Below are 21,086 nucleotides of genomic sequence, written 5' to 3'. Positions count from 1 at the left end.
TTTAGAAATTTTTAACAATATTTCAAAATTAAAAGACCTAGCATAATACCAGATCTTTTTGTTATTTAAATATCTTAATTTAAATATCTTAATTTATTTTTTCTATTTTACAACTATGTTCTTTTCTTTTAGAATCATAACAAATAGCAACTGCTAAAACTTCATTATTTTCCTTTTTAAACTTTTGAATATATTCTTTTTCTTTAATTTGATTTAATGCTACATCTACATTTTCATCCTTTTTTAACTCTACAATAAATGCTATATCATTTTTTCTTCTTGGATGAAAAGTGAAATCAGCATATATTTTATTGGAACATCCTACTACAGTAGGATGGGCTTGTTCACTAAATTCATTCTTCGAATTCATTAAGTGAGCCAATGCCTCTTCACGTTCAACTCTATAAGTATCTCTAGCACATAAATATGCTAAAGTTAACACACAGGCTAATGAATTTTCATCATTATATTGAAGTATTGGAATTTCTGAATTATGAATATCATGTAATATTTTCTTCACAACTTCAGTATCTCTATTTACAGTAGCTTTTAACATATTTCTTGATTTCTCTATTATTTCTGATACTTCCCCAAATGACTCATCCTTAATTGCTTTTTCAAATTCATACATAAGCTCTTTATTAGGTATCTTAATATATCCATCATGATAAGATAAAAAACCTAATATTATCATTGCAGAATATATTTCTTTTTTAGTTTTAGGTTGCCCTTGACCTGCTCTAAATTCTTCATTTATAGTAATATCAACTTCTTCACCAGCTACCATTGCAATTACATCTTCTCTTATGTCTAAAGTATTATATTTTAAATACTCCTTTACCTCTTCCATTGCTCCAGTATTAGTCCAATAACTTTCACAATATCCATTTTGAAGAGCTTTAACTACAGAGCGTGGATTATAAATTCTAGTTCCTTTAGCAGTTAAGTATCCATTATACCATTTCTCTAAATATTTAAAATCAATTAGTTTATTCTTATTACATAATTCATTAACTTCATCATCTGTAAAACCAAAGTATTCATCATATATTCTATCCTTTAAAAATGTATACTCATCAAACATATTAAGTGCTGATCCACTAGAATACTTCTTTATTGGGAGTACTCCTGTCATATATGCAAGTGCTACATATGGCTGGTCCTTAAGAAGATTTCTCAAAAACTCCAAAAATTCATTCTGATTTTCTTCAAATAAATCATTATTAAAAATATAATCCCATTCATCAAAAATAAATATAAACTTGTCTCCAGTATCCATTAACATATCACTTATTGTAAAATAATTTTCAACCTTTATATTGGGATATGCTTCTTTTATATCCATTATTAGTGACTCTTTTATCATAGACATATAATCTTTAAAAGTATTGCTATGTTCAGGGATTTTATTGAATGATATGCTAATTACATTATATTTATTTAAATTATCTTCATAAGTTTCACATTTACTTATTTCTAAATTATCAAATATATCATTAGAATTGAAGGCATTTGTATAGTAGGCTCCAAGCATATTTATAACACTAGATTTACCAAACCTTCTTGGTCTAGTAATACATACATATCTATCATCAGTACATATTAATTCATTTAATTTTTCGATAATTAATGATTTATCTACAAAGTACTTTTTTCTATGATAATGCTTTATAATTTTCAAGTTGTCTTTTTGTGTTTAAATATACTGCCATAACTACCCTCCTATTTTAATCACTATATCTTTATTATAGCCCATATTACTTAATATTTAAACAGATTATCTTATCTCCAATATTATATTTAGCCATACTAAATTATTTCTACCACCAAGAGTGTCTCCTGACTTATATATAGTTTTTATCTTTAGGTTTGGTACTTGTGATAGCATTTCTTTAAATGTTTCTTCTGTATAATAATTAAAATATCTACCCTTCTCATCAATATACTCATTTTCTCCATATTTAAATGACATATAAAATACTCCATTATGTTCTAAATTAGATGATATATTTTTTATTACCTGAATTAGGTCTCTTTTATTTATATGAAGCAATGAGGCACATGCCCATATACCATGAAATTTTTCTGTTAATTGTAGTTCTTCAAATTTACTACAAATTACTTCTTGTTCAATAAGTTTACTTGCAGCAATTGATAATTCTTTTGACCCATCAACTGCTGTAACATTGTATCCTTGTTTTATAAATTCAAGACTATCTCTTCCTGATCCACATCCTAAATCAAGTATATGTCCACCTTTAGGTATGTGTTTTAGGAAATCCTTATATAGATGGCTCATATCTACTGATAATGTACTTTCTATATATGATTTTGAATTGTTGTTGTAAAAATCTAATGTTCTGTTTATCATTTGTTTCATTTCCTTTAAACTAAATTAATTTTTTATTATATTGCTTAGGATACTTTATTAAATATAGACAAGGCTATTGGTTGCAATCTTATGCCTTTCCACTCTTGCTTTATATTTCTTGCACTATTTTTATACTCCCTAATTATATCTGTTTCTTTTACATAATGAAAACTAAATTGATATCCATTTATATTTATATAAACTACTTCTTTTGTATAATATATATCAACACCACTGATTTTATTTAATATAATATCTTCAATTACATCTGATATAAAATTCTTAAATATGTAACTTTTCTTTATCTCTTCTAGTGCATAATCTTTTTTAACATAAGAATTTAATAAATTTACACTAGCTAAAAATTTAAAGCAATCTTCTTTAGTTTTTATGTTACCTCTTAATAATATTATATTTAAATATGCTTTTCTTACACTTTCCTCATCTATTATTTCTTCAATTACCTCTTCTAATATAACACTTTCCACTTTTACCTCCCATTTTATCTTTATATATTTATAATATTATTTAATAAATTAATTATCTAACCTTGATGCTTCTTCTCCTATTTCTTCTAATCTTTTATATATTTGCTCACATCTATATTCAGCATATTTTAAGCTTCCAGCATACTCCTTAAATTCTTCTTTAGAATATTTGTTAAAATCATCTTCTAAATCATCTAGTGCTAAATCCATAGCTTCATAAAATCCAGCTGAGCATGGTCCCCATCCCCTCATTTCTGTTAAAAATATTGAACTTATTTCTATAAGTGAATATTCGATTATTCCGTCAAACTCATCATCTACTTCAATTATTTCTCCATCTTCCTTTATTGACACTGATTTTAAAGGATTATTTCCTAATATTCCAGCTTCTTCTCTAAATTCTTTAATTAATTCTATAGCTTCATTAGCTAACTTCATTCTTTTCTCTAATTTACTCATTTTATTACCTCTTATAATTTATAATAGTATAATGATTAAATAATACGTTCATCCATTATATATTCTCTAATTAATAAAAGTATTTTATCATTTCTTTACAACCTAATACCTATGTTAAATCCTATAAGTTGCACTATATAAAGACTTATAATAAATCCTATTATTTTTATTAAACCTATAGTTATAATTTTTATTTTTTCTATCATAAATTCCCTTTCTCCATTTAAGCTATTTTAAGTTATTCTAAATTTACAACTTCAATTGTTATTTGAACTTCATAATCCATTTCATCAACTAGCATTTCAAAACATTCATCATTTCTTAATTCCCCTTGCCCATTATCAAATTCATAGGCTGCTATTCTTGCTTCACTTATAAGATCATTAAAACATTTATAAGCATCTTCTTTTTTAGTAAATACTTTATTAGTCACCTCAATTTCATGAGGAGAAAATATAAATAATGTATGATTAACTACATATACTTTCATTACCATTATCCTCCTCATTAAAGAAATATCCAATAGCCCATCTGAATATTCTACAAGTTACATATTGCTCTGGTAAATCTTGATACTTTGCTGGAAGCTCTTCAATCTCAGGAATCATAGAAATCATTCCATCTTCAATTTCTATAGTCCACTCTTCAAATTGATATAAACATCTAGCACCTTTCTTTGGAACAATTGCTAAATGAACATTATGTGGATAATTCTTTTTTGCACTATATCCTTTACTAATAACTCCACATATATAAATAGCCTTGAAAGTATCTTCTGGTTGCTCATCAAATATTATTGTTGTTTCATTATTAAAGTTTTCATTATGTTTACTAAACTTTTTGCTATACTTTCCTTTTAAAGAATTTGTACAATGCTTTTCGTCATTTCCTGCTTGTACATATTTACACCATAACCATTTGAATTTATTTGCATCTAAATTATGTTTTATTTTTATCATTTCTGCCACCTCTTAAATAATTTATTCTATGCCTATATAATAAATCTTAATAGTGACTTATATTGTCCTTTTGAAATATTTTTTAAATTTATTTTTCTTCATTAATATAATTTATTGTATATCCTACAAAATCATCATAATCTAAGATAATTTCTTCATCTCTATATAATTTATTAATTGTTTTCATAGCTTCCTCAAAGTTTTCAGCTTCAACTATTACTTCCTTGTTCAGTATTTCTTCTATATTAAATTTATATTTATTCATGTTACCTAACTCCTTATTATAAAATAATTAATTTAACAAGAAATTATAGATCAATTATTATATTTAGATCAATAATAAAAGCTATATAAGAATTCTATGTTTAATTCTTATATAGCTTCATTTATAGCTTCATTAAATACTATTTATAATTGTTAAGCACATCTTTATATGCTTTTATAATATCTTTTTTTAATTCTAATGGTTCTAAAACAGTACAAGCTGTTCCCATTCCCATTATCCATGGAATAATTTCCGTTTTACCTTCTACTGTTGCCTTATAAATTATATATCCTTCTTCAATATAATCTTCTATTTTTTCATCTTCAGTCCATGAATACTCTTTAAAGCCCATAGCATATGGATATGTTATTTTTAGTTTTACTTCATAACTTTTATCTTTAAAAATTCCAAGTGTATTTTTTAGATGATTTGATAAATCAAAATTATCTTTCTCAAACTTCTCTTTTAATAATTCAATATCTTTTATTCTAACTAGTTTAAATTGTCTTAATGCATTTCTTTCTTCACATTTTCCTATAAAGTAATTAGATCCATAATAAGTATATAATCCATAAGGATGAATTTTTCTTTCTGTTATATTTCCGTTAGAATCCATATATTTAATTTTTATTTTTCTATTATTTATAATTCCATCATTAATAGTAAGCCATTTTTTACTTTCTTCTTGCTGATTGGCTTTTATTTTAATTCCTTTATTATATATATTTTCTGAGTTATACATATCATCTTTTGGATTTATAGCCTTTATTTTTTCTACTGCTGAACTTAAATCATTATAGAAATGTAAGCCTTGTCCCTTTAGAAAATCTTTTGTCTTAGATAATGATAAACTCTCATTATCACTTAACTCTAAGTTTAATAAGTAATCTTTGTTTTCTAAAATATATCCACCGTATCTACCTTTTATTTCTGTAATTGTAACTCCAGCATATTCTAAATCTTCTTTATATCTTGTTATTTGTCTAATATCTACTTCTAGCTCTTCTGCTAATTCTTTTCTTGTAACTTTTTTTCTACTTCTAAGAATTGCTAACATTCTAAGTGCATTATTTACTTTTCCCATTTATAAATCTATTCCTAAATATTATTTGATATAAAAGTATAGGGATAAGCTTACTTATCCCTAAGTTTTAATTTATAACCTACTTAATTATAAGTATCATTTTTAACTTCTTTTTAAATGCGGTAAAAGTACCTAAGTTTAATTTGGTTAAAACCGCTGGTATCTTAAATTGACTAACTCCTATGCTATCAGCAAGCTCTCTAAGATTCCCTATCTCATGTATTTTATCTAAATTTTTAACAATATACTCGCCTATTACCTTTTGTTCAGGCTTCAAATTACATAATCTACAGGATATTTCTTCTCTTAACTCTTCTAACTCTAAATTAATATAACTTTTACTATACTCATAATCGTATTGGTTTATTACCCGTGCTATCTCACTCAGTATCTCTCTACTTATATTTTTTTCAAACTTAAAATCCATAATATCATCATATGTTATATCTGTTATCCTTTTTATTTTATTATAGCAACAAAACTCCTTAAATTCATTAAAGCGTTCTTCCTTAAATACACTATCAATAGCTAATTCATCTGAAGTATCAACTTCTATATTAATAGATTTTGATTCTAGTACATTTTTAATATTACTAATATTAAATTTTTCTTCCTCTTTTGATATACTATCTTGACCTAATATATTTGATATTAGCTTATCAAAATCTACCTCTTCATTTTTTATAGAAATATCTTCTGAACTTTCCTTTATGTCGTCACTTTTTATTATACTATTTTCTTTTATACTTCTTTTAATAATTTCTTTAAAAGTTAAAAAATCTCCTAATTCTAGCATACTTAATGTTACTTTTACGACTACTACGTTTACCCCTAAACTTTTCCCCAACTCTGCTGCACTTTCTATATCTGGAATCGTATCAATATTATTAATAATATATTCTGCAACTAACATTTGTTTCGTAGATAAGTTTTTTTTATTCCTTATAATCTTTTGTTTTATTTCTATAATGCTTTGGCACTCAACTTTTTCATTATCGTTTGAAATATAATAATCTCTATTTTCTTCAGAATGATATTTTAAAATTTTATTCTCACCATTTGTAAATGTAGTTTCTTTTATTTTCTGTTTATTTTTATTATAATTCTTATCTGTTGTCTCTATTATTAACATTATTTCATATTCTTTTTTGCCTCTTTTTACAAATTTGGCTTTTAAATCCGTATTATTAGTAAAATTATTTAAATTAATATTTTTAAATAAGTCTACTTTTAAGTCATTTCCCCAAGAAAGTTTAGCTCTGCAAGTTTTATCAGTTGTAATTGTAGCTATAAAACTTTCATTATTATGCTTAATAGTAATATTTATTTTTTCTTTTAAATTAATATTAGTAATATCAAAATACGTATATATTCCTTTTGGAATTCCAGTTTCATTATATTCTAAAAACGATTTATCAATTTTCTTTATTGCAATCTCACTTGATAATACAGTCCATGAAAAAGCCGTAATAGGATAATATTTATTATCCCCCTCTCCCTTTCAATCATCTAATAATCCCTCTATTAAATTATCAACACTCTCATCTATAACTTCTACTTCTTTTAATTTTGATACATTTTTATCTGCAAATATTTCGTTAATATTATTAACTATAGATGCTTTCATTATTAATTGTTGTATTTCATTATAATCAAATTCCTCTTTTATTATCTCTTCAAATTTTTCATTAACTGATCCGAATTTACAAGTTAATATTGTTAAAAGAGAATCTTTAAGCGCTTTAATTTTAATTAGCTTCTCTCTATCAGTTTCTTTCTCATCATAAAATTCTTTTCCTATTTTTGTTAATAAAGGAGACATAGCTCCTGAATACATAATTGTTAAGCTATGCATTGCTCTTGAACTCTGAACATATAGTAAATTTGTTTCTAATTGATTGTTTCTATAATTTTTATTATCACAATCTCCTATTATTACCATATCAAACTCTAATCCCTTCGTTAAATATGCTGGGAATATACATATCCCCCCATTATAGTTTTTCTCTTCCGTAATTAAATTTATATCTAATTTATCTTTTATTAAATTATAATATTTTTTACAATTTTGAATATTTCTAAACACAATTGCAACATTTAAATATCGTTTATCCCTATTATCAACTAATTCTTTTATTTCACTTATTATCTCTTCATCTGATCCTTTACCTATAATCATTGGCTTACTACCATGTCTCTCTATTGGTTCTGGTAAATAATCTTTATTAACTGAATTAAACTTAAGAATTTCTTTAGCAAACATCATAATTTCATATGAACTTCTATAGCTTTTACTTAGCTTATAAGTTTTTAAATTTACTTTATCTTCAAATATATAATTAATTAACTCTTCGTCATAACTAAGCTTATTAGGAATGATTCTTTGATTTATATCACCAACTATTGTAAAGGAATTATTATATACATAGCTCCTTAATGAATAAATTTCAAATGGACTTAAATCTTGACTTTCATCTATTACTATATGTTTAAAATAATATCTATTAATTAAATTAATTTTGGAATGAAGATATAATATTGCTGCTAAATCATCCTCAAATAATCCTTGCTTACCACGCTCTAAAATACTATTAACATCATCTTTACTAATAATATTAATTGAGTTATATCCTAAAATAGCTCTATTTGTAACTAACTCTAAATATTTATCTAATGAGTTTATCTCCTTTAACTGATTTAAATATTCATTTAATATTACTTTAGCTTGTCTTAATATTCTTTTAATTACAATTTCTTTTTCATTTACTATCTCCGAAACTTCTTTTTGTAATTTAGGATATGCTACAGCCTCACTTTTTAAATCTTCAATTAACAAATTATATTCATTTTCTTTTAATCTTACATAATCTCCGATCTTTTCATTATAAATCTTCTCTATATAACTCTTAGTTTTTAATATTCTTTCATTTAATTTATAACTACTAAAATCCTCTAAAAATATCTTTTTAAACTCATCTCTTGAAAGTATTACATTTGAATATAATGTCAAATCGCTTTTAGGTACTATACTTTTAATTATATCGTTTATGTAATTATCAATTACATTTTTATATGCAAGACTTCCCTTATCGAATTTATTTATTTTCATCTCTTGATTATCAATATTATTCTTAATAAAATCTATCTTTTTTCCAATAATGGTTTCCACAAAATTTGAAAAAGTATTTTGCATTATATTAATTACACCCAAATCAGGTAATAATCTCCCTATATATTCTACAAAAAGTTTATTTGGTGCAATTACTAATATGTCTTCATCCTTTAATTTTTCATTATATTGATATAATAAATATGCAATTCTATGCAATGCAATTGTACTTTTACCACTCCCTGCACATCCCTGAATATATACTATTTTATTTAATTCCTGTCTAATTATATTATTTTGAACTTCTTGAATTGTAGCAATTATATCTTTTAACTTACTACTTGAACTAGCTTCTAATACCTCAATTAAATACTTATCTGCCATTTCTTGTTCTTTTGCTTTAGTTTCAGCAAGAGTTTCTAAATCTTGAATTCTTACAATTTCTTTATTCTTTATTTCTATACTTCTTTTTAATAACTTATTTCCCGAAATAGTATTTATATTTCCTTTATTATCTACAAATACCTCATTACATTCTCCTAAGCTTCCCTTATAATATATATTTCCTAAAGGGGTTCTCCAGTCAGTTATATTAGCTTCTTCATTATCAAAGTCCATTCCAACTTTTCCAATATATATTGTTTCTGGCTCATCCTCTCCTTCAAACTTAAAATCCATTCTTGCAAAATATGGAACATTCTGCGCATCATTTATATCATTATATTTTTCTCTTGTTTTTTCATATGATATTAATTCTACATCACTAGTATTTTCTTTACCATTACTAATATTATTTTTATATTTTTTTATATCATTTTCTAAAGTACTTAACTTTTTTTCTATACAATTATTAACTAAATCTAAATGTAAATATTCTTCTTTATGCATCTCTTTATTATCCATATCAATTCCACCCTTTTTATTATAAATAAGCTAGAAGTATACTTCTAGCTTATTTTTACTACACATATTGATGTAACAATCTTAAACATCTTTCTTTTTCATCTTCATCTAATTCTTTAAATATAGATATTATTCCTTCTACTCTACTATTTTTAATTTTATCATTTATTATAGTATTTATATTCTTTAATAATAATATTGACTCATCTTTAAGATATAGTGGTATATCTCTATTTTTTATTTTCCAAGTTTCACACTCTTCGATTGACAACTTTGAAATATTTTCCTTTACATAAGAAATATTATTTTGTACCCACTTAGCATCAGCAGCATCCATATAGTTAATACCTTCTATAATTGCTTTATCTAACAACTTTTCTGTAAATTCATTATTGGTTTCATATTTAAACTCTCTTGCTATACTTTCAAATTTAGCTCTATTATCTCTTGCTAACTCTAACTGTTTTAACTTATTGGATACATTGTTTATTTTATCTAATATGCTTTTTAATTCAATCTCATCTTCTTGGATTGGTAGATATATTAAGTAAGTATTAATGCTTGATTCTATTTGTCTAAGCTCATCTATTGAACCAACATTCTTTAAACTATTAAATATTTTAATTTTATATTCATCTAGAGTTTCACGTCTAGAGTTTATCTTTTCTTGAAGCTGAATAGATTGTTCTATCATTTGTTTTCTTTTAACAGTTGATATATCTAAATTTTGAATTCTTTCATTCCAATTAATTATAGATTCCTTTAGCTGTTCTAAATCATTATAATTTTTTGTATTAAGTAAACTATTAGAATTTATAAAACTATTAAACTCATTAAAAATAGCTATATATTTTTGATTTTCTATTATTTCTTGCTTTTTAGATTTATAAGTGCTTTCTAGTAATATAGCTTCTTTTTCTAGCCCTATTTTATTTAATACTTGACAAATTAAATTTACATTTTTGCCTTCTTCCTTTAAATCTACATATCCAAACTTATATGATTTATTTAAGTACTCAGGTAATTTATTCTCAATATTCATTATAATAGTTTCTCTTAATTTAACTACTTCATATCTATATTCTTTGCTATATTCAAATTCACTATCTTCAATTTTCCCAATAAAATTACCTACAAATAGTGGTTTATATAATTTTCCTAAAGCTCTTATATTGAATCCTAATACAAAATATTTTTCTACATAATCCTTAAAAGCATTTAATTGCTCATATATCTTCTTTTTCTTATCTAATCCTCTATAGACCTTTTCCTTTAATAATTCTACTGTTGCTAAACATTCATTACTTATCTCTTCATTTTCTAATGATTTAAGTTCTATTAATGCTTCTGCACAATTTTCAACATATATTATGTTTGATATTTTATCTATTATCTTATTTATTTCATCCTCTTTAGTGCCCTCTATTTTTTGAATACTATACTTCTTTAATTTATCAAACTCTATCTTTTTATCACTAAATATTTGATTCGCAAATTCTGATTTTTTTACTTTCATTTTTGTGCTATATATATTTAAATTGCTTGAATTTAATCCTATATAGTAAGATATCAATAATCCTAATGAATACTCATTCATTGAATATGGGCTATATAAATACTTATTAAACACACTTTCAATGGTTTTAATTTCATTAAGTTTTAATGAATTATCTATTTCATCATAAATTTCCTTAATAATCCCTGCCTGTGGTTCTATTAATGCTCCTGTCTTTGATAAAACTTTCCATGAATTTGGATTTTCTACACTTAATGATGATTTAAGTCTATTATTAATCTTAGGATCTAATCCTTGTAAAGATTGCTTATTAGTTATACTATTAGTTATTAATCCTCTGCATATCGTCAAATAATAGTTTTTTATATTTCCAGTTAACTTCTTTTCAAATCCATCAAAAATAAAAGGAACAACTTTACTGTGATTCTTTCTAAATATATCATTACAATAAACAGTTAACCTTTTGTTAACTTCTTCTATGCCATCACCATTTAATATTTTTCTACGTTGAGCTAATTCATAAAATGTTCTAACTATTTTATTTACCACAATTTTTTTATTAGCTAAAATAAATTTACTATAAGTTTGATAATCTTGATTATTAAATTCACTTAAGGCTTTATATTCTATTAATCCATCTCTTATCTTATCTTCAAAATCTTCAATAAGTATAAATATAATATCTTTATTTTTTAAATCTTTATCTTTTATTATTTTATTAATTCTATCAATTTCATTAAGCGATTCACTCTCTACATATACAAATAGCATTAATCCCCTATTTGTCTCTAATGCTGGAGCACTTTTCAATAATTTTAATGCCTTATTTATATAATCTTCATCTATATCAGTTGAGTGAACAAACCTCTTTGAAAACTTCCATTCTATAGAGCTAATACTATTATCAATAGCAAATGTAGTTTCTTCATCTCTTGCAATTGTTAAATCCTGTCTTAATTGATCATCTATATAGCTTAGAAAATTTCCTTTTGCAGCTCTCATTTTATTATTAACTAATTTTCTGTTAAATTCATTTTTCCCATTTCCATCAGCTAATAACTCAAACCTTTTAATCGTATCATCAAATCTTATTACTCCAAAATTCTCTTCTAAATCTTTTATTTCTTTTTTTATATTATCCTCTTCAATACCAGTACAATATTTTAATAGTGAGATCATATCTTCTTTATCATAAGGAGTAAACTTACTTATATTAGATATTAATATTCCTTGTAATACCTTTAACTTATTTCCCTCTATTTTTCCTTCATATTTTATAATAATATTATTATATAAAATACAATTTTGACTTTGTTGCATTCCCTTTTCTTCAGCACTCAACAATTCATTAAATAATTTGGATTCAATTATATCTGTGGGATATACATAGAATAGTTTTTCATCCATAATTTCAGCTTCACTTATTCTATTAAATATATCTCCAATAAAAGTAAGAGTTGATCTTTGTTGCATCCATGTTGATAAATTAGACATAATCCAAACTGTAATAGGATGTATTGGATATGTCCCTTTAAGTATTACATTATTATATAAATTTTTATCGCTCCAAACACCCCTAGTACTACTTTCCTTTATCCACCTACTAATATTATTAAATAGTGTATTATTATAATTATTATTCCTAGTTATAACCAATTCATTTATAATATTTTCAAATTTATTTTCATCCTTTTTCTTTAATAAATTAGCTAATATTGTTTCCATATTTGAAGATAAATAGTACTTATCACTTCCATCAAATCTACCAACATATCGTTTTACATTAGCATTTTGTACTCTCTTTAAATATGCACTTAAATCCGATTGAATAAATCCTACGAATATAATATTTTTATTTGCATTTTGCACAGCTTCAAATATTTGTTGTAATGCTGATTCTCCAGCTTGTTGAGGATGTGAAGATGTATACTCTATATATCTACCAAATTCATCAAATAAAACTACTATTTTATTGAATATTCCAAGCTTATCACATAAAACTTCACTTGCTTTTTCCAATATATCGCCTGCAGTTAATCCATTGTCCCATCTTATATATGAACCATTAATATTGTTATAAACTTCATTAATTATATTAAATGCATCTATATCATTTTCTAAATTTGCAATAAGTTTATTTTTTAATTCAATACCATTATAAATTGCATATTTTTTATAATTTTTAGAATACTTGATATACAAATCTCCAAAGGCAGAAAATGTATTCTCAATAAATACTTGTGCTATATTATATGCTTGAGTCATTTCCTTAAGGAAATCATCATTAACATTATGAAGTTGAAGCGCTAAACGTAAATTTTTTAATATCTCATAATTTAAATTAAAATCCTTCATTCCATTTAATACAATTACCAAATTAGGCTTTATAATTGCACCTTTTATTGAATTTGCTAATGACTTGTCTATATTTTCTATTTTATTTATTATCTTTGCTTGTAACCCTTTATTATCTCCTGAAAATAATGCTCCCATGGTAACACTTAGATGTGATTTACCAGCTCCATATCCAGCTATACTTAATACAAATCTACTACTTTCAGAATCATATGATATTTTTTCTGCTATTTTATTTACAAATGATATAGTATCTATTAATTTATGTTTACTACTAGAAACATCTTTATCATTTAATCCAAAGTATTTAGGTCCATGAAATATATAACTTTCAGCAACACTTTCTCTTTTTTCTATATTATAAAACCAATCTGATTGTATAGCTCCATCAAAAAATGCTTCTTTATTAAATTGAATTAATTGTCCTATCTTAGCCATAATTATCCTCCATTATAGTAAAAAACCATAAATTCTTTCTAATAACTCTTCTGATGTTGTTAATCTTATAATTGTCATTGGAGTTAATTGTTTATTTAATTTTATATACCCTAAGTCTGATAATTCATCTAATACTTCTAAAGCATCTTCAAAACTTAACCCTAATGGCTTGTTCCATTTCATCTCATCAATAATTTCATCAATAGTAATTTCATTTAAATCAGGATAATATTTTTCCATATCCTTTATTAACGTATATGCATATGCATTATATAGTTCTATCCTTGGAAATACCTCATTAAACATTATTGTATCTTTGTCAATTATATTAATTATCCTTAAATTTTCAAAACATTCACTTTCATAAGACTTTTTTACAACAGTCATTTTACAATTATTCTTTCCTGTATATTCTTCTAAGTCTCTTTGAATATTTTTAATATTATACTCTTGATTATAATTCCAATTAAAAACCCTATATAAATAACTCCAATGAGGAGCACCTTCACTAATATCAGCTATATTATAATTAAGAATTACCTTAGTTATATCTTCAATAATATTAGGATCTTCTTGTAATACTATTTTCCCAAAATTAGTTAAGCTTAAATTGTATACTTTATCCTTTAAAACAAAGTCTATAAGGCCCATAAATTTTGCATAATATAAATGTGGAACTACCTTTCCTGAGCTTTCTCCTGTTGGTATTCCTGTTATATCACTAATACTTCTTTCATCTCCTGAATACATTTGTCCCGCTAATTTTAATAATCTTGATACATAAATTAGCTGTGGTTTAAATGTTGAATGAAAATTCATCTTTGTTGTATCTATCTTCATAATCTAATCCACCTTCATAATTTCTTACAAATTTAATGCCCCTGCAAATACTCTATCTATGTCATTTTCTATTTCTATCATTGCAATTTCATCTATAAAATCTTTAAACTTATTAAAATGTTTCTCAGTGTCATTTTTTTCTGCATCAACTTTATTAAATATAATTTCAATTCCACCTAGTGCATATTCATATAATAAATTATATTTTTCCTTACTTTTTTCGTCTCCTACTCCAAACCAATCACCAAAAGTATTTCTAAGTAATTCGTCTTCTCCTTCTTCAGTATTTTTCTTATCTGAATTATCAATCATATATGCTACACTAGCTAAATATCTCAATCTAACTATTTCATTGTTTAATTGTCCTGCAAAAATCTTAACTGAATTTTTATCTTTCCTTTTTTCACCCTTGCGCCCCATAATCATACCTACCACAGCACCACAAATATAAACATCTAATATTCTTTCAAAAAGTCCTATTTCCTTTAATCTATCTGCCATGACCCCATAATCGCCATATATTGCAATCTCATTAGTAAACATATTAATTCCCCCCTACAATTTCAGTGTATTTTTCATTATCAGTATGCATTAGTAATTCATACTCTAATCCAATTTTATCCCTTAATGTATTTTCAATATCCCCTTCGTATTGACTATCAACTGTAATCAATATAAATTGCTCCGTTATATTGGGTAATAATTTAGCTACATTTTTTCTATGAGATTTTGAAAGTTTAGCAAATGGGGCATCCATTATAAGAGGATATGGTTCATTTACTTCTATATCTTTATGTTTTTCTCTTGCAAGTGCTATAATTCCAGCTATAAATGCAAAACTAGTTATAACATCTTGTCCTTGTGATGTTGATTCTTCACCATCTATATCTTTAACTACAAAACTATAATCGTCATCTATTACTATAGTATGCCTTGTACATAATAATTCTGAAAAAATACTAGTTACCTTTTCATTAAGTGCATTTCTAATATTCTTATCCCTTTTTATATAAAAATCATTAACTTCTTTAATTAATTCTTTTACATACTCTATTCTTATACCTGTAATTTTATTGTTCTTATCTTTTAATGCAGATGCTTGAAGATCCCCTTCTAAATTATTTATATCATTATTTAATGAATTTATATCTACATCTAAATGTTCTATTTTCTCTTCTATTAATCTTTTATCTCTAATTAACTCTTTTCTTTTTTCTTCTAAGTTATTTGCTGTATCAATACCTATTAATTTTTTACTTAACTCTTCTAGCTCATCATCTAATGATTCTATATCACGTCTTTTATTTTCTAGTTCTATATAACAATGATTTATTTCATTACTATACTCTTTTCCCACCTTGCTTACTTCATCCGTCTTTTCGGCAAATTGATTTATTATTATTCCTAAATTTGCTGGTGGCTGATATTCTTTTTGCTTTATTAAATTATCAAAATATATATTTCCAGCCTTTATTTCCTGTCCACATATACATTCTCCACGATTTATAATATAATCTATAGCAGCTCCATCAATTCCTATTACTCCCTTATTCTCTAAGGATGATAAATCTATCTTGTCCTTATATAATACTAAAAGTTTATTAACTAAATATTCAGGTAAACCTCTCTTATTAATTTGCTTTATACTACCTTCTAGTTTTTCAACCTCTACCTTTAAGGAATTTAATTTCCCATCTTTTTCAATACGCTTCATTTCTAATTCTCTTAATTCATCATAAGATTTTAATTGATCACTTATAGATTTTAAGTTATTTTCTATTTCATCCAACTCTAAATTATATTCTTGTAAGGTATTTTTTTTATCTACTATTAACTCTCTCTTATTATCTAAATTAATTTTTATTTCCTTTATCTTTTCATCAGCAGAATTGCTAAATTCTTTTTCTAGTTCTGTTTTTACCCTAACTAAATGTTTTTTTGCATTTGATACCACATCCAGCCCTAATATATTTCTTATTGCTAAATTTAAATCTCGTTTTCCTTCTCTATTTGATTTAGACATATTTTCAATTCTTTCTCCATCAAAGAAAAAATATGTTGATAAATCTTCTGGTATTATTCTATATAGTTCTTCTATTCTTAACGTTTTTAAGGTCCCATCATCATTTTTTATTTGTAATATTGCTTCATTGGAACTTCTTCTTATTTCATTTAAATTATTTTTTTGAAATGATGTACTCCTCCTCACAAAATATTCCTTTTCGTTATGAATGAAGTTGATCTCTACATAAACTTCTTCCTTATCTAAGTTTTTCATTGAATTACTTATATCAGCTGTTAATATTCTATCTGCATTTGGTAATGTTAATTTACCATAAAAGCACCATATAAACGCTTCTAATAATGTTGTTTTACCTGAACCATTTTCACCCTTAATTACCGTAACATTTTTTTCTTTATCCGTTGAAAATATTATTTTTTGTAATCCCTTGTATTGCCTAAAGTTATTAAGTTGTAAACTTTTAATTATCATATTCATTAACCTCTTCTTCAATAATATCTTTTAAACATTTTACCTTTTGAGTCTCAGTCATACCCTTTTCATTTAAAAATTCTTTTTCTTTTGTAATAACTTTAACAATTAAATTTTTTATAACATCTTTATTTATATTACCCATACCTTACCCCCTAATCTAAAACCAAATTATTATAATAATTTAAAATTTCATCTATCTTTTTCATTGATCTATATTTATTTTCCGCTAAGCTGGCAAATTCCTTAGCCCTAATAAGTTCCCTTTTTATTAAAGTTAAATCATTTTTCAGCTCATTATCAGATGCAGAATATATTTCGTTTTCTTTTCTTGGTAATGTTATAAAGTCATAAATATATGCAAAATCCTTTCCCTTATACTTTCTTAACACCCTACCTCTTCGTTGTATAAACTCCCTAGGATTACTTGTACTTGCTAAAATAAATGCATTTCTTATAGCAGGAATATTAACCCCTTCATCTAAACATTTAATAGCTACAATTGCTTGCAAATCTATACCATTAGAAAATTTATTAATAATATCTTTCCTCTCATCCATAGTCTCTTCAGCAGTAAACTTTGCAACCTTCATATTTAAATCATTTCCTAACAATTTTGTGACTGTAGTAATTTGTTTTGATAATTCATCACTTTCACTATCTTTAGTTTCTGTAGCTCCACAATATATTAAGTTATAATTGCTATTTGTTTTATCTTTCATCAGTTCTTTAAGCATTACAATTTTATTTTCTGCACCAGCTATAATACGTGCTCTTTTAATTAATAACATTTCAAGTATTTTACTACTTTTCATATTTCCATTACTATCAATAAATTTAGCTATTTGTTTACTTATTTTTAAATACTCATTTCTCTCTTCCTCTGTTAAATAAATAATTTGTGGATAATAAAAATATCTTGTTAAATACCCTTCCCTTATTGCTTTTTCTAATGGAAATGTAAAAACCTCCTTTTCAAAATACTTGAATATACTATTTGTACCTACATCATCATTATGTCTTTCTGGTGTAGCTGATAATGCTAATCTATATTTAAAATTTTCGCATAAATACTTAGAAAATTGTTCAGCTCCCGCATTATGTGCCTCATCTATTACAATTAATACATTATCACCCATTTTTAATATTTCATTTTGAAACTTACTACTCTTATATGTTGTATTTGTAGTTACTACACAACCTGTTTTTACTATACCTAACTTTAATCTCCTTATTAATTTATCTAATTCATCATCCCAATATTTATATCTATAATCTGAATAAGCAATTATAGGATTGATATTAAATTCTACTATATCTTCTTTCCATTGCTCTACTAAATGAGTATATGGACAAACAATAATTATCAATATATTTTCATAACATTTGCATTTAGTTAATTCTACTATTGATGCTAAAGCAGTTAAGGTTTTTCCTGTTCCTGTTGCCATATTAAAAAGCCCTTTAAAACCATTTTCTCTCCAGGATTTAATTGCTTCTTTTTGATATTCTCTTAAGCTTAGCCATTTAGGAATTTGTGGTGATTCATTATCTTCTTCCTTAATTTTATTAGTATTATTAAATCGTTCCTCTGGAATTATTTCATCCTTTTTATATTCTAATATCTTTTCTTTTACTGCACTTGGAAAATCATATATTTTTAATCTTTTAGTTCTATTTTCCCACATTTCATCAAAATCTTTTTCTTTCTGCATAGTTCGTTTCTTATCAATTTCATTTACCCATGAACAATATACATCTATAGATTCAAAATTTAATGAATATGCAGTTCCTGATTCATTTAGTGATCCTGAAAATGCAAGGCTATTATTAAATTTATCTTTAATAATTCCTATTTTTTCATGATATATTGCAATATCTTTATAATCCTCAATTATAGCTACCTTAATATCTAACTTATTATTTGCAATTAAATGTGCTAAGTAATTGTATCTTTCTTTTTCTAAATCACTTTTTTTATAATTAAATTCTTCAATCAGCTTTTCTTCTATAATATTATTACGACTTTTATATCCCTTTTCTATTGCTTCTGCATCTTCCTTGCTAAGCCTTTGAGATATAATTAATTTCATACTACCTTCATTACATATAAGATTAGATAATCCTGTTGCAATGATTGCTAATGATGTACTCGAAAAAAAACCAACTGCTCTTTTATATTCTATTGCTTGTGATAATGCTGGATTATAAAATTCATTAATCATTTTATTTATATTATCTGAACGATATTGAATATCAAAACTACAATCACTTAAAGACATATTCCCTCCTATAAATTAAAATCTGTTTCTTTTATAATTTTTATAAACTCCTTAAGTTGATTCTCTGTAAAAGTTACTCCCTTCCCAGCTGTTCCATCTTTTTTCCATCTTCTAATTTCATACTTAGGATCTTTATCACCCCATTTTACTAATCCCATAACAATATCCCAGTTTTTACTAACCTCAATTTTTACTAATTCTTTTACTATCTCATATTTTACTTCTTGAGCCTTAACAGTATTTTTATTTACAACCTCCTTATTATCTAATGCATCTTCAATTAATTTTTCTAAACTCATAAACTAATTATCCCTCCATAATTTCTTCTATCGCTTTTACAGCTTCTTTAATTTCATCTATATTATTAAAATATCCAACACTCAATCTTACTGTTCCATTAATGGCATTACCATCTAAAAACTCTCCTATTAATGGAGCACAATGATATCCTGTTCTCACAGCTATATCATATTCATCTCCTAAAATTCTCCCCACATCTTCAGGCAAATAATCACTTAAATTAAACGAAACAACTCCTATATGATTATCAAGATTTTCAGGTATATAAATTTCTATTCCTTCAATTTCTTCTAATTTAGAAATTAATTCAGTTGTTAATTTCTTTTCATGAGAATATACTTCATCACATCCAGTTTCTTTAATCCATTTTAATGCTGCATTTAATCCAGCTATAGAATACATATTATAACTACCAGCCTCAAAAAACATTTCATTTTCAGTAGGCATATCTAAATTAGTAGAATCTGATCCTGTTCCTCCTGTTATTACTTCAGTTAATTTAATCTTATCATTTAATTCAATAAATCCGCCTAAGCCAAATACTCCATATAATGACTTATGACCTGCAAAAACTATAAAATCACATTCTGAAAAATCTTCTTCAATATTTACATTTACTATTCCTAAAGATTGAGCACAATCAACAATATTTATAGGATTATATTTCTTTCCTAATTCATGACATATTTTTATTGGTAATATATATCCTGTAACATTGCTAACATGTGACATAATTACTAAATCTGGATTTTTTTTAGAATACATTATTCTAAGTTCTTCTTCATTTAAAGCAAAAGTTATATTATCAAATGGTATTATATTTATATTAAAATCATTTAACTTTTGTAATGAATGTAATGTTCTCATTATTGCATTATGTTCAAATGGAGAAACATAAACATTCTTTATTTCATTCCAATTTAATCCTCTCAAAATTTGATTAATTGCTATAGTAGCTGATGGTGTAAATATCACTTTATCATTTTTCTTTGAATTTATTAGTTCTAATAATAGTCTTCTCGTTTCATCTATTAAGTTAGTTGCATTTTGAGCTAATTTATAAGATCCTCTTCCTGCATTAACACACTCTTCTCTTAAAAATTTATCCACTGCCTTATAAACAACTTCTGGCTTTGGAAATGTTGTTGCTGCATTATCTAAATATATTTGTTTGTTCATTATTACTCCCTTTGCGCCAAAGAGGGGTTAACCCCCTCTTCTTT

General features: G+C 25.1%; 17 protein-coding genes and 1 pseudogene. All 18 read right to left on the bottom strand.

Annotated features, from left to right (window positions below):
- Positions 1-88: 88 nt before the first annotated feature.
- The 18 genes and pseudogenes from I2E98_RS05500 to I2E98_RS05415 all read right to left on the bottom strand — a co-directional run bounded on the left by I2E98_RS05500 (position 89) and on the right by I2E98_RS05415 (position 21,042).
- Positions 89-1,712 (bottom strand): annotated as a pseudogene (locus I2E98_RS05500) (AAA family ATPase).
- A gap of 65 nt (positions 1,713-1,777) precedes the next feature.
- Positions 1,778-2,371, bottom strand: coding sequence for a class I SAM-dependent methyltransferase (locus I2E98_RS05495; RefSeq protein WP_195467966.1), 594 nt, complete (start codon positions 2,369-2,371; stop codon positions 1,778-1,780).
- Between the two features lie 44 nt (positions 2,372-2,415).
- A complete protein-coding gene (locus I2E98_RS05490; protein WP_195467965.1) occupies positions 2,416-2,859 on the bottom strand; it encodes a hypothetical protein in 444 nt (147 codons plus the stop codon).
- Positions 2,860-2,907: 48 nt separating this feature from the next.
- A complete protein-coding gene (locus tag I2E98_RS05485) occupies positions 2,908-3,318 on the bottom strand; it encodes a hypothetical protein (RefSeq protein WP_195467964.1) in 411 nt (136 codons plus the stop codon).
- A 238-nt stretch (positions 3,319-3,556) separates the two neighbouring features.
- On the bottom strand, positions 3,557-3,808 hold the full coding sequence (locus tag I2E98_RS05480; RefSeq protein WP_195467963.1) for a hypothetical protein: 252 nt from the start codon (positions 3,806-3,808) through the stop codon (positions 3,557-3,559).
- Positions 3,789-4,277, bottom strand: a complete 489-nt coding sequence (locus I2E98_RS05475; protein ID WP_195467962.1) for a hypothetical protein — start codon at positions 4,275-4,277, stop codon at positions 3,789-3,791. The genes I2E98_RS05480 and I2E98_RS05475 overlap by 20 nt, the downstream gene beginning before the upstream one ends.
- Before the next feature lie 88 nt (positions 4,278-4,365).
- Positions 4,366-4,542 carry a DpnD/PcfM family protein gene (locus I2E98_RS05470; RefSeq protein WP_195467961.1) on the bottom strand — a complete coding sequence of 59 codons (177 nt, stop codon included), beginning with the start codon at positions 4,540-4,542 and terminating at the stop codon, positions 4,366-4,368.
- Between the two features lie 139 nt (positions 4,543-4,681).
- Entirely contained in the window at positions 4,682-5,626 is a 945-nt protein-coding gene (locus I2E98_RS05465) for a WYL domain-containing transcriptional regulator (protein ID WP_195467960.1), read from the bottom strand.
- A gap of 79 nt (positions 5,627-5,705) precedes the next feature.
- The gene (locus I2E98_RS05460; RefSeq protein ID WP_195467959.1) at positions 5,706-6,758 is read right to left on the bottom strand and encodes a hypothetical protein; all 1,053 of its coding nucleotides are present in this window, start codon (positions 6,756-6,758) and stop codon (positions 5,706-5,708) included.
- 369 nt (positions 6,759-7,127) lie between these two features.
- The gene (locus tag I2E98_RS05455; RefSeq protein WP_195467958.1) at positions 7,128-9,638 is read right to left on the bottom strand and encodes a UvrD-helicase domain-containing protein; all 2,511 of its coding nucleotides are present in this window, start codon (positions 9,636-9,638) and stop codon (positions 7,128-7,130) included.
- 58 nt (positions 9,639-9,696) lie between these two features.
- Entirely contained in the window at positions 9,697-13,947 is a 4,251-nt protein-coding gene (locus I2E98_RS05450) for a hypothetical protein (protein WP_195467957.1), read from the bottom strand.
- Positions 13,948-13,959: 12 nt separating this feature from the next.
- Entirely contained in the window at positions 13,960-14,787 is an 828-nt protein-coding gene (locus I2E98_RS05445) for a hypothetical protein (protein ID WP_195467956.1), read from the bottom strand.
- A gap of 24 nt (positions 14,788-14,811) precedes the next feature.
- Positions 14,812-15,330 (bottom strand): hypothetical protein, encoded by a 519-nt coding sequence (locus I2E98_RS05440; protein WP_195467955.1) that lies wholly within the window; start codon positions 15,328-15,330, stop codon positions 14,812-14,814.
- Between the two features lies 1 nt (position 15,331).
- Positions 15,332-17,281, bottom strand: coding sequence for an AAA family ATPase (locus I2E98_RS05435; RefSeq protein WP_195467954.1), 1,950 nt, complete (start codon positions 17,279-17,281; stop codon positions 15,332-15,334).
- Entirely contained in the window at positions 17,271-17,426 is a 156-nt protein-coding gene (locus I2E98_RS05430) for a hypothetical protein (RefSeq protein ID WP_195467953.1), read from the bottom strand. The genes I2E98_RS05435 and I2E98_RS05430 overlap by 11 nt, the downstream gene beginning before the upstream one ends.
- A 10-nt stretch (positions 17,427-17,436) precedes the next feature.
- On the bottom strand, positions 17,437-19,563 hold the full coding sequence (locus I2E98_RS05425) for a DEAD/DEAH box helicase family protein (RefSeq protein WP_195467952.1): 2,127 nt from the start codon (positions 19,561-19,563) through the stop codon (positions 17,437-17,439).
- 8 nt (positions 19,564-19,571) lie between these two features.
- Positions 19,572-19,862 carry a hypothetical protein gene (locus I2E98_RS05420; RefSeq protein ID WP_195467951.1) on the bottom strand — a complete coding sequence of 97 codons (291 nt, stop codon included), beginning with the start codon at positions 19,860-19,862 and terminating at the stop codon, positions 19,572-19,574.
- A gap of 7 nt (positions 19,863-19,869) precedes the next feature.
- The gene (locus I2E98_RS05415; protein ID WP_195467950.1) at positions 19,870-21,042 is read right to left on the bottom strand and encodes an aminotransferase class V-fold PLP-dependent enzyme; all 1,173 of its coding nucleotides are present in this window, start codon (positions 21,040-21,042) and stop codon (positions 19,870-19,872) included.
- Positions 21,043-21,086 lie beyond the last annotated feature (44 nt).

This window comes from Clostridium sp. D43t1_170807_H7, assembly GCF_015555905.1.
In the GTDB taxonomy this organism is placed as follows: Bacteria; Bacillota; Clostridia; order Clostridiales; family Clostridiaceae; genus Clostridium.
This window is presented reverse-complemented; position numbering and strand designations above follow the sequence as displayed.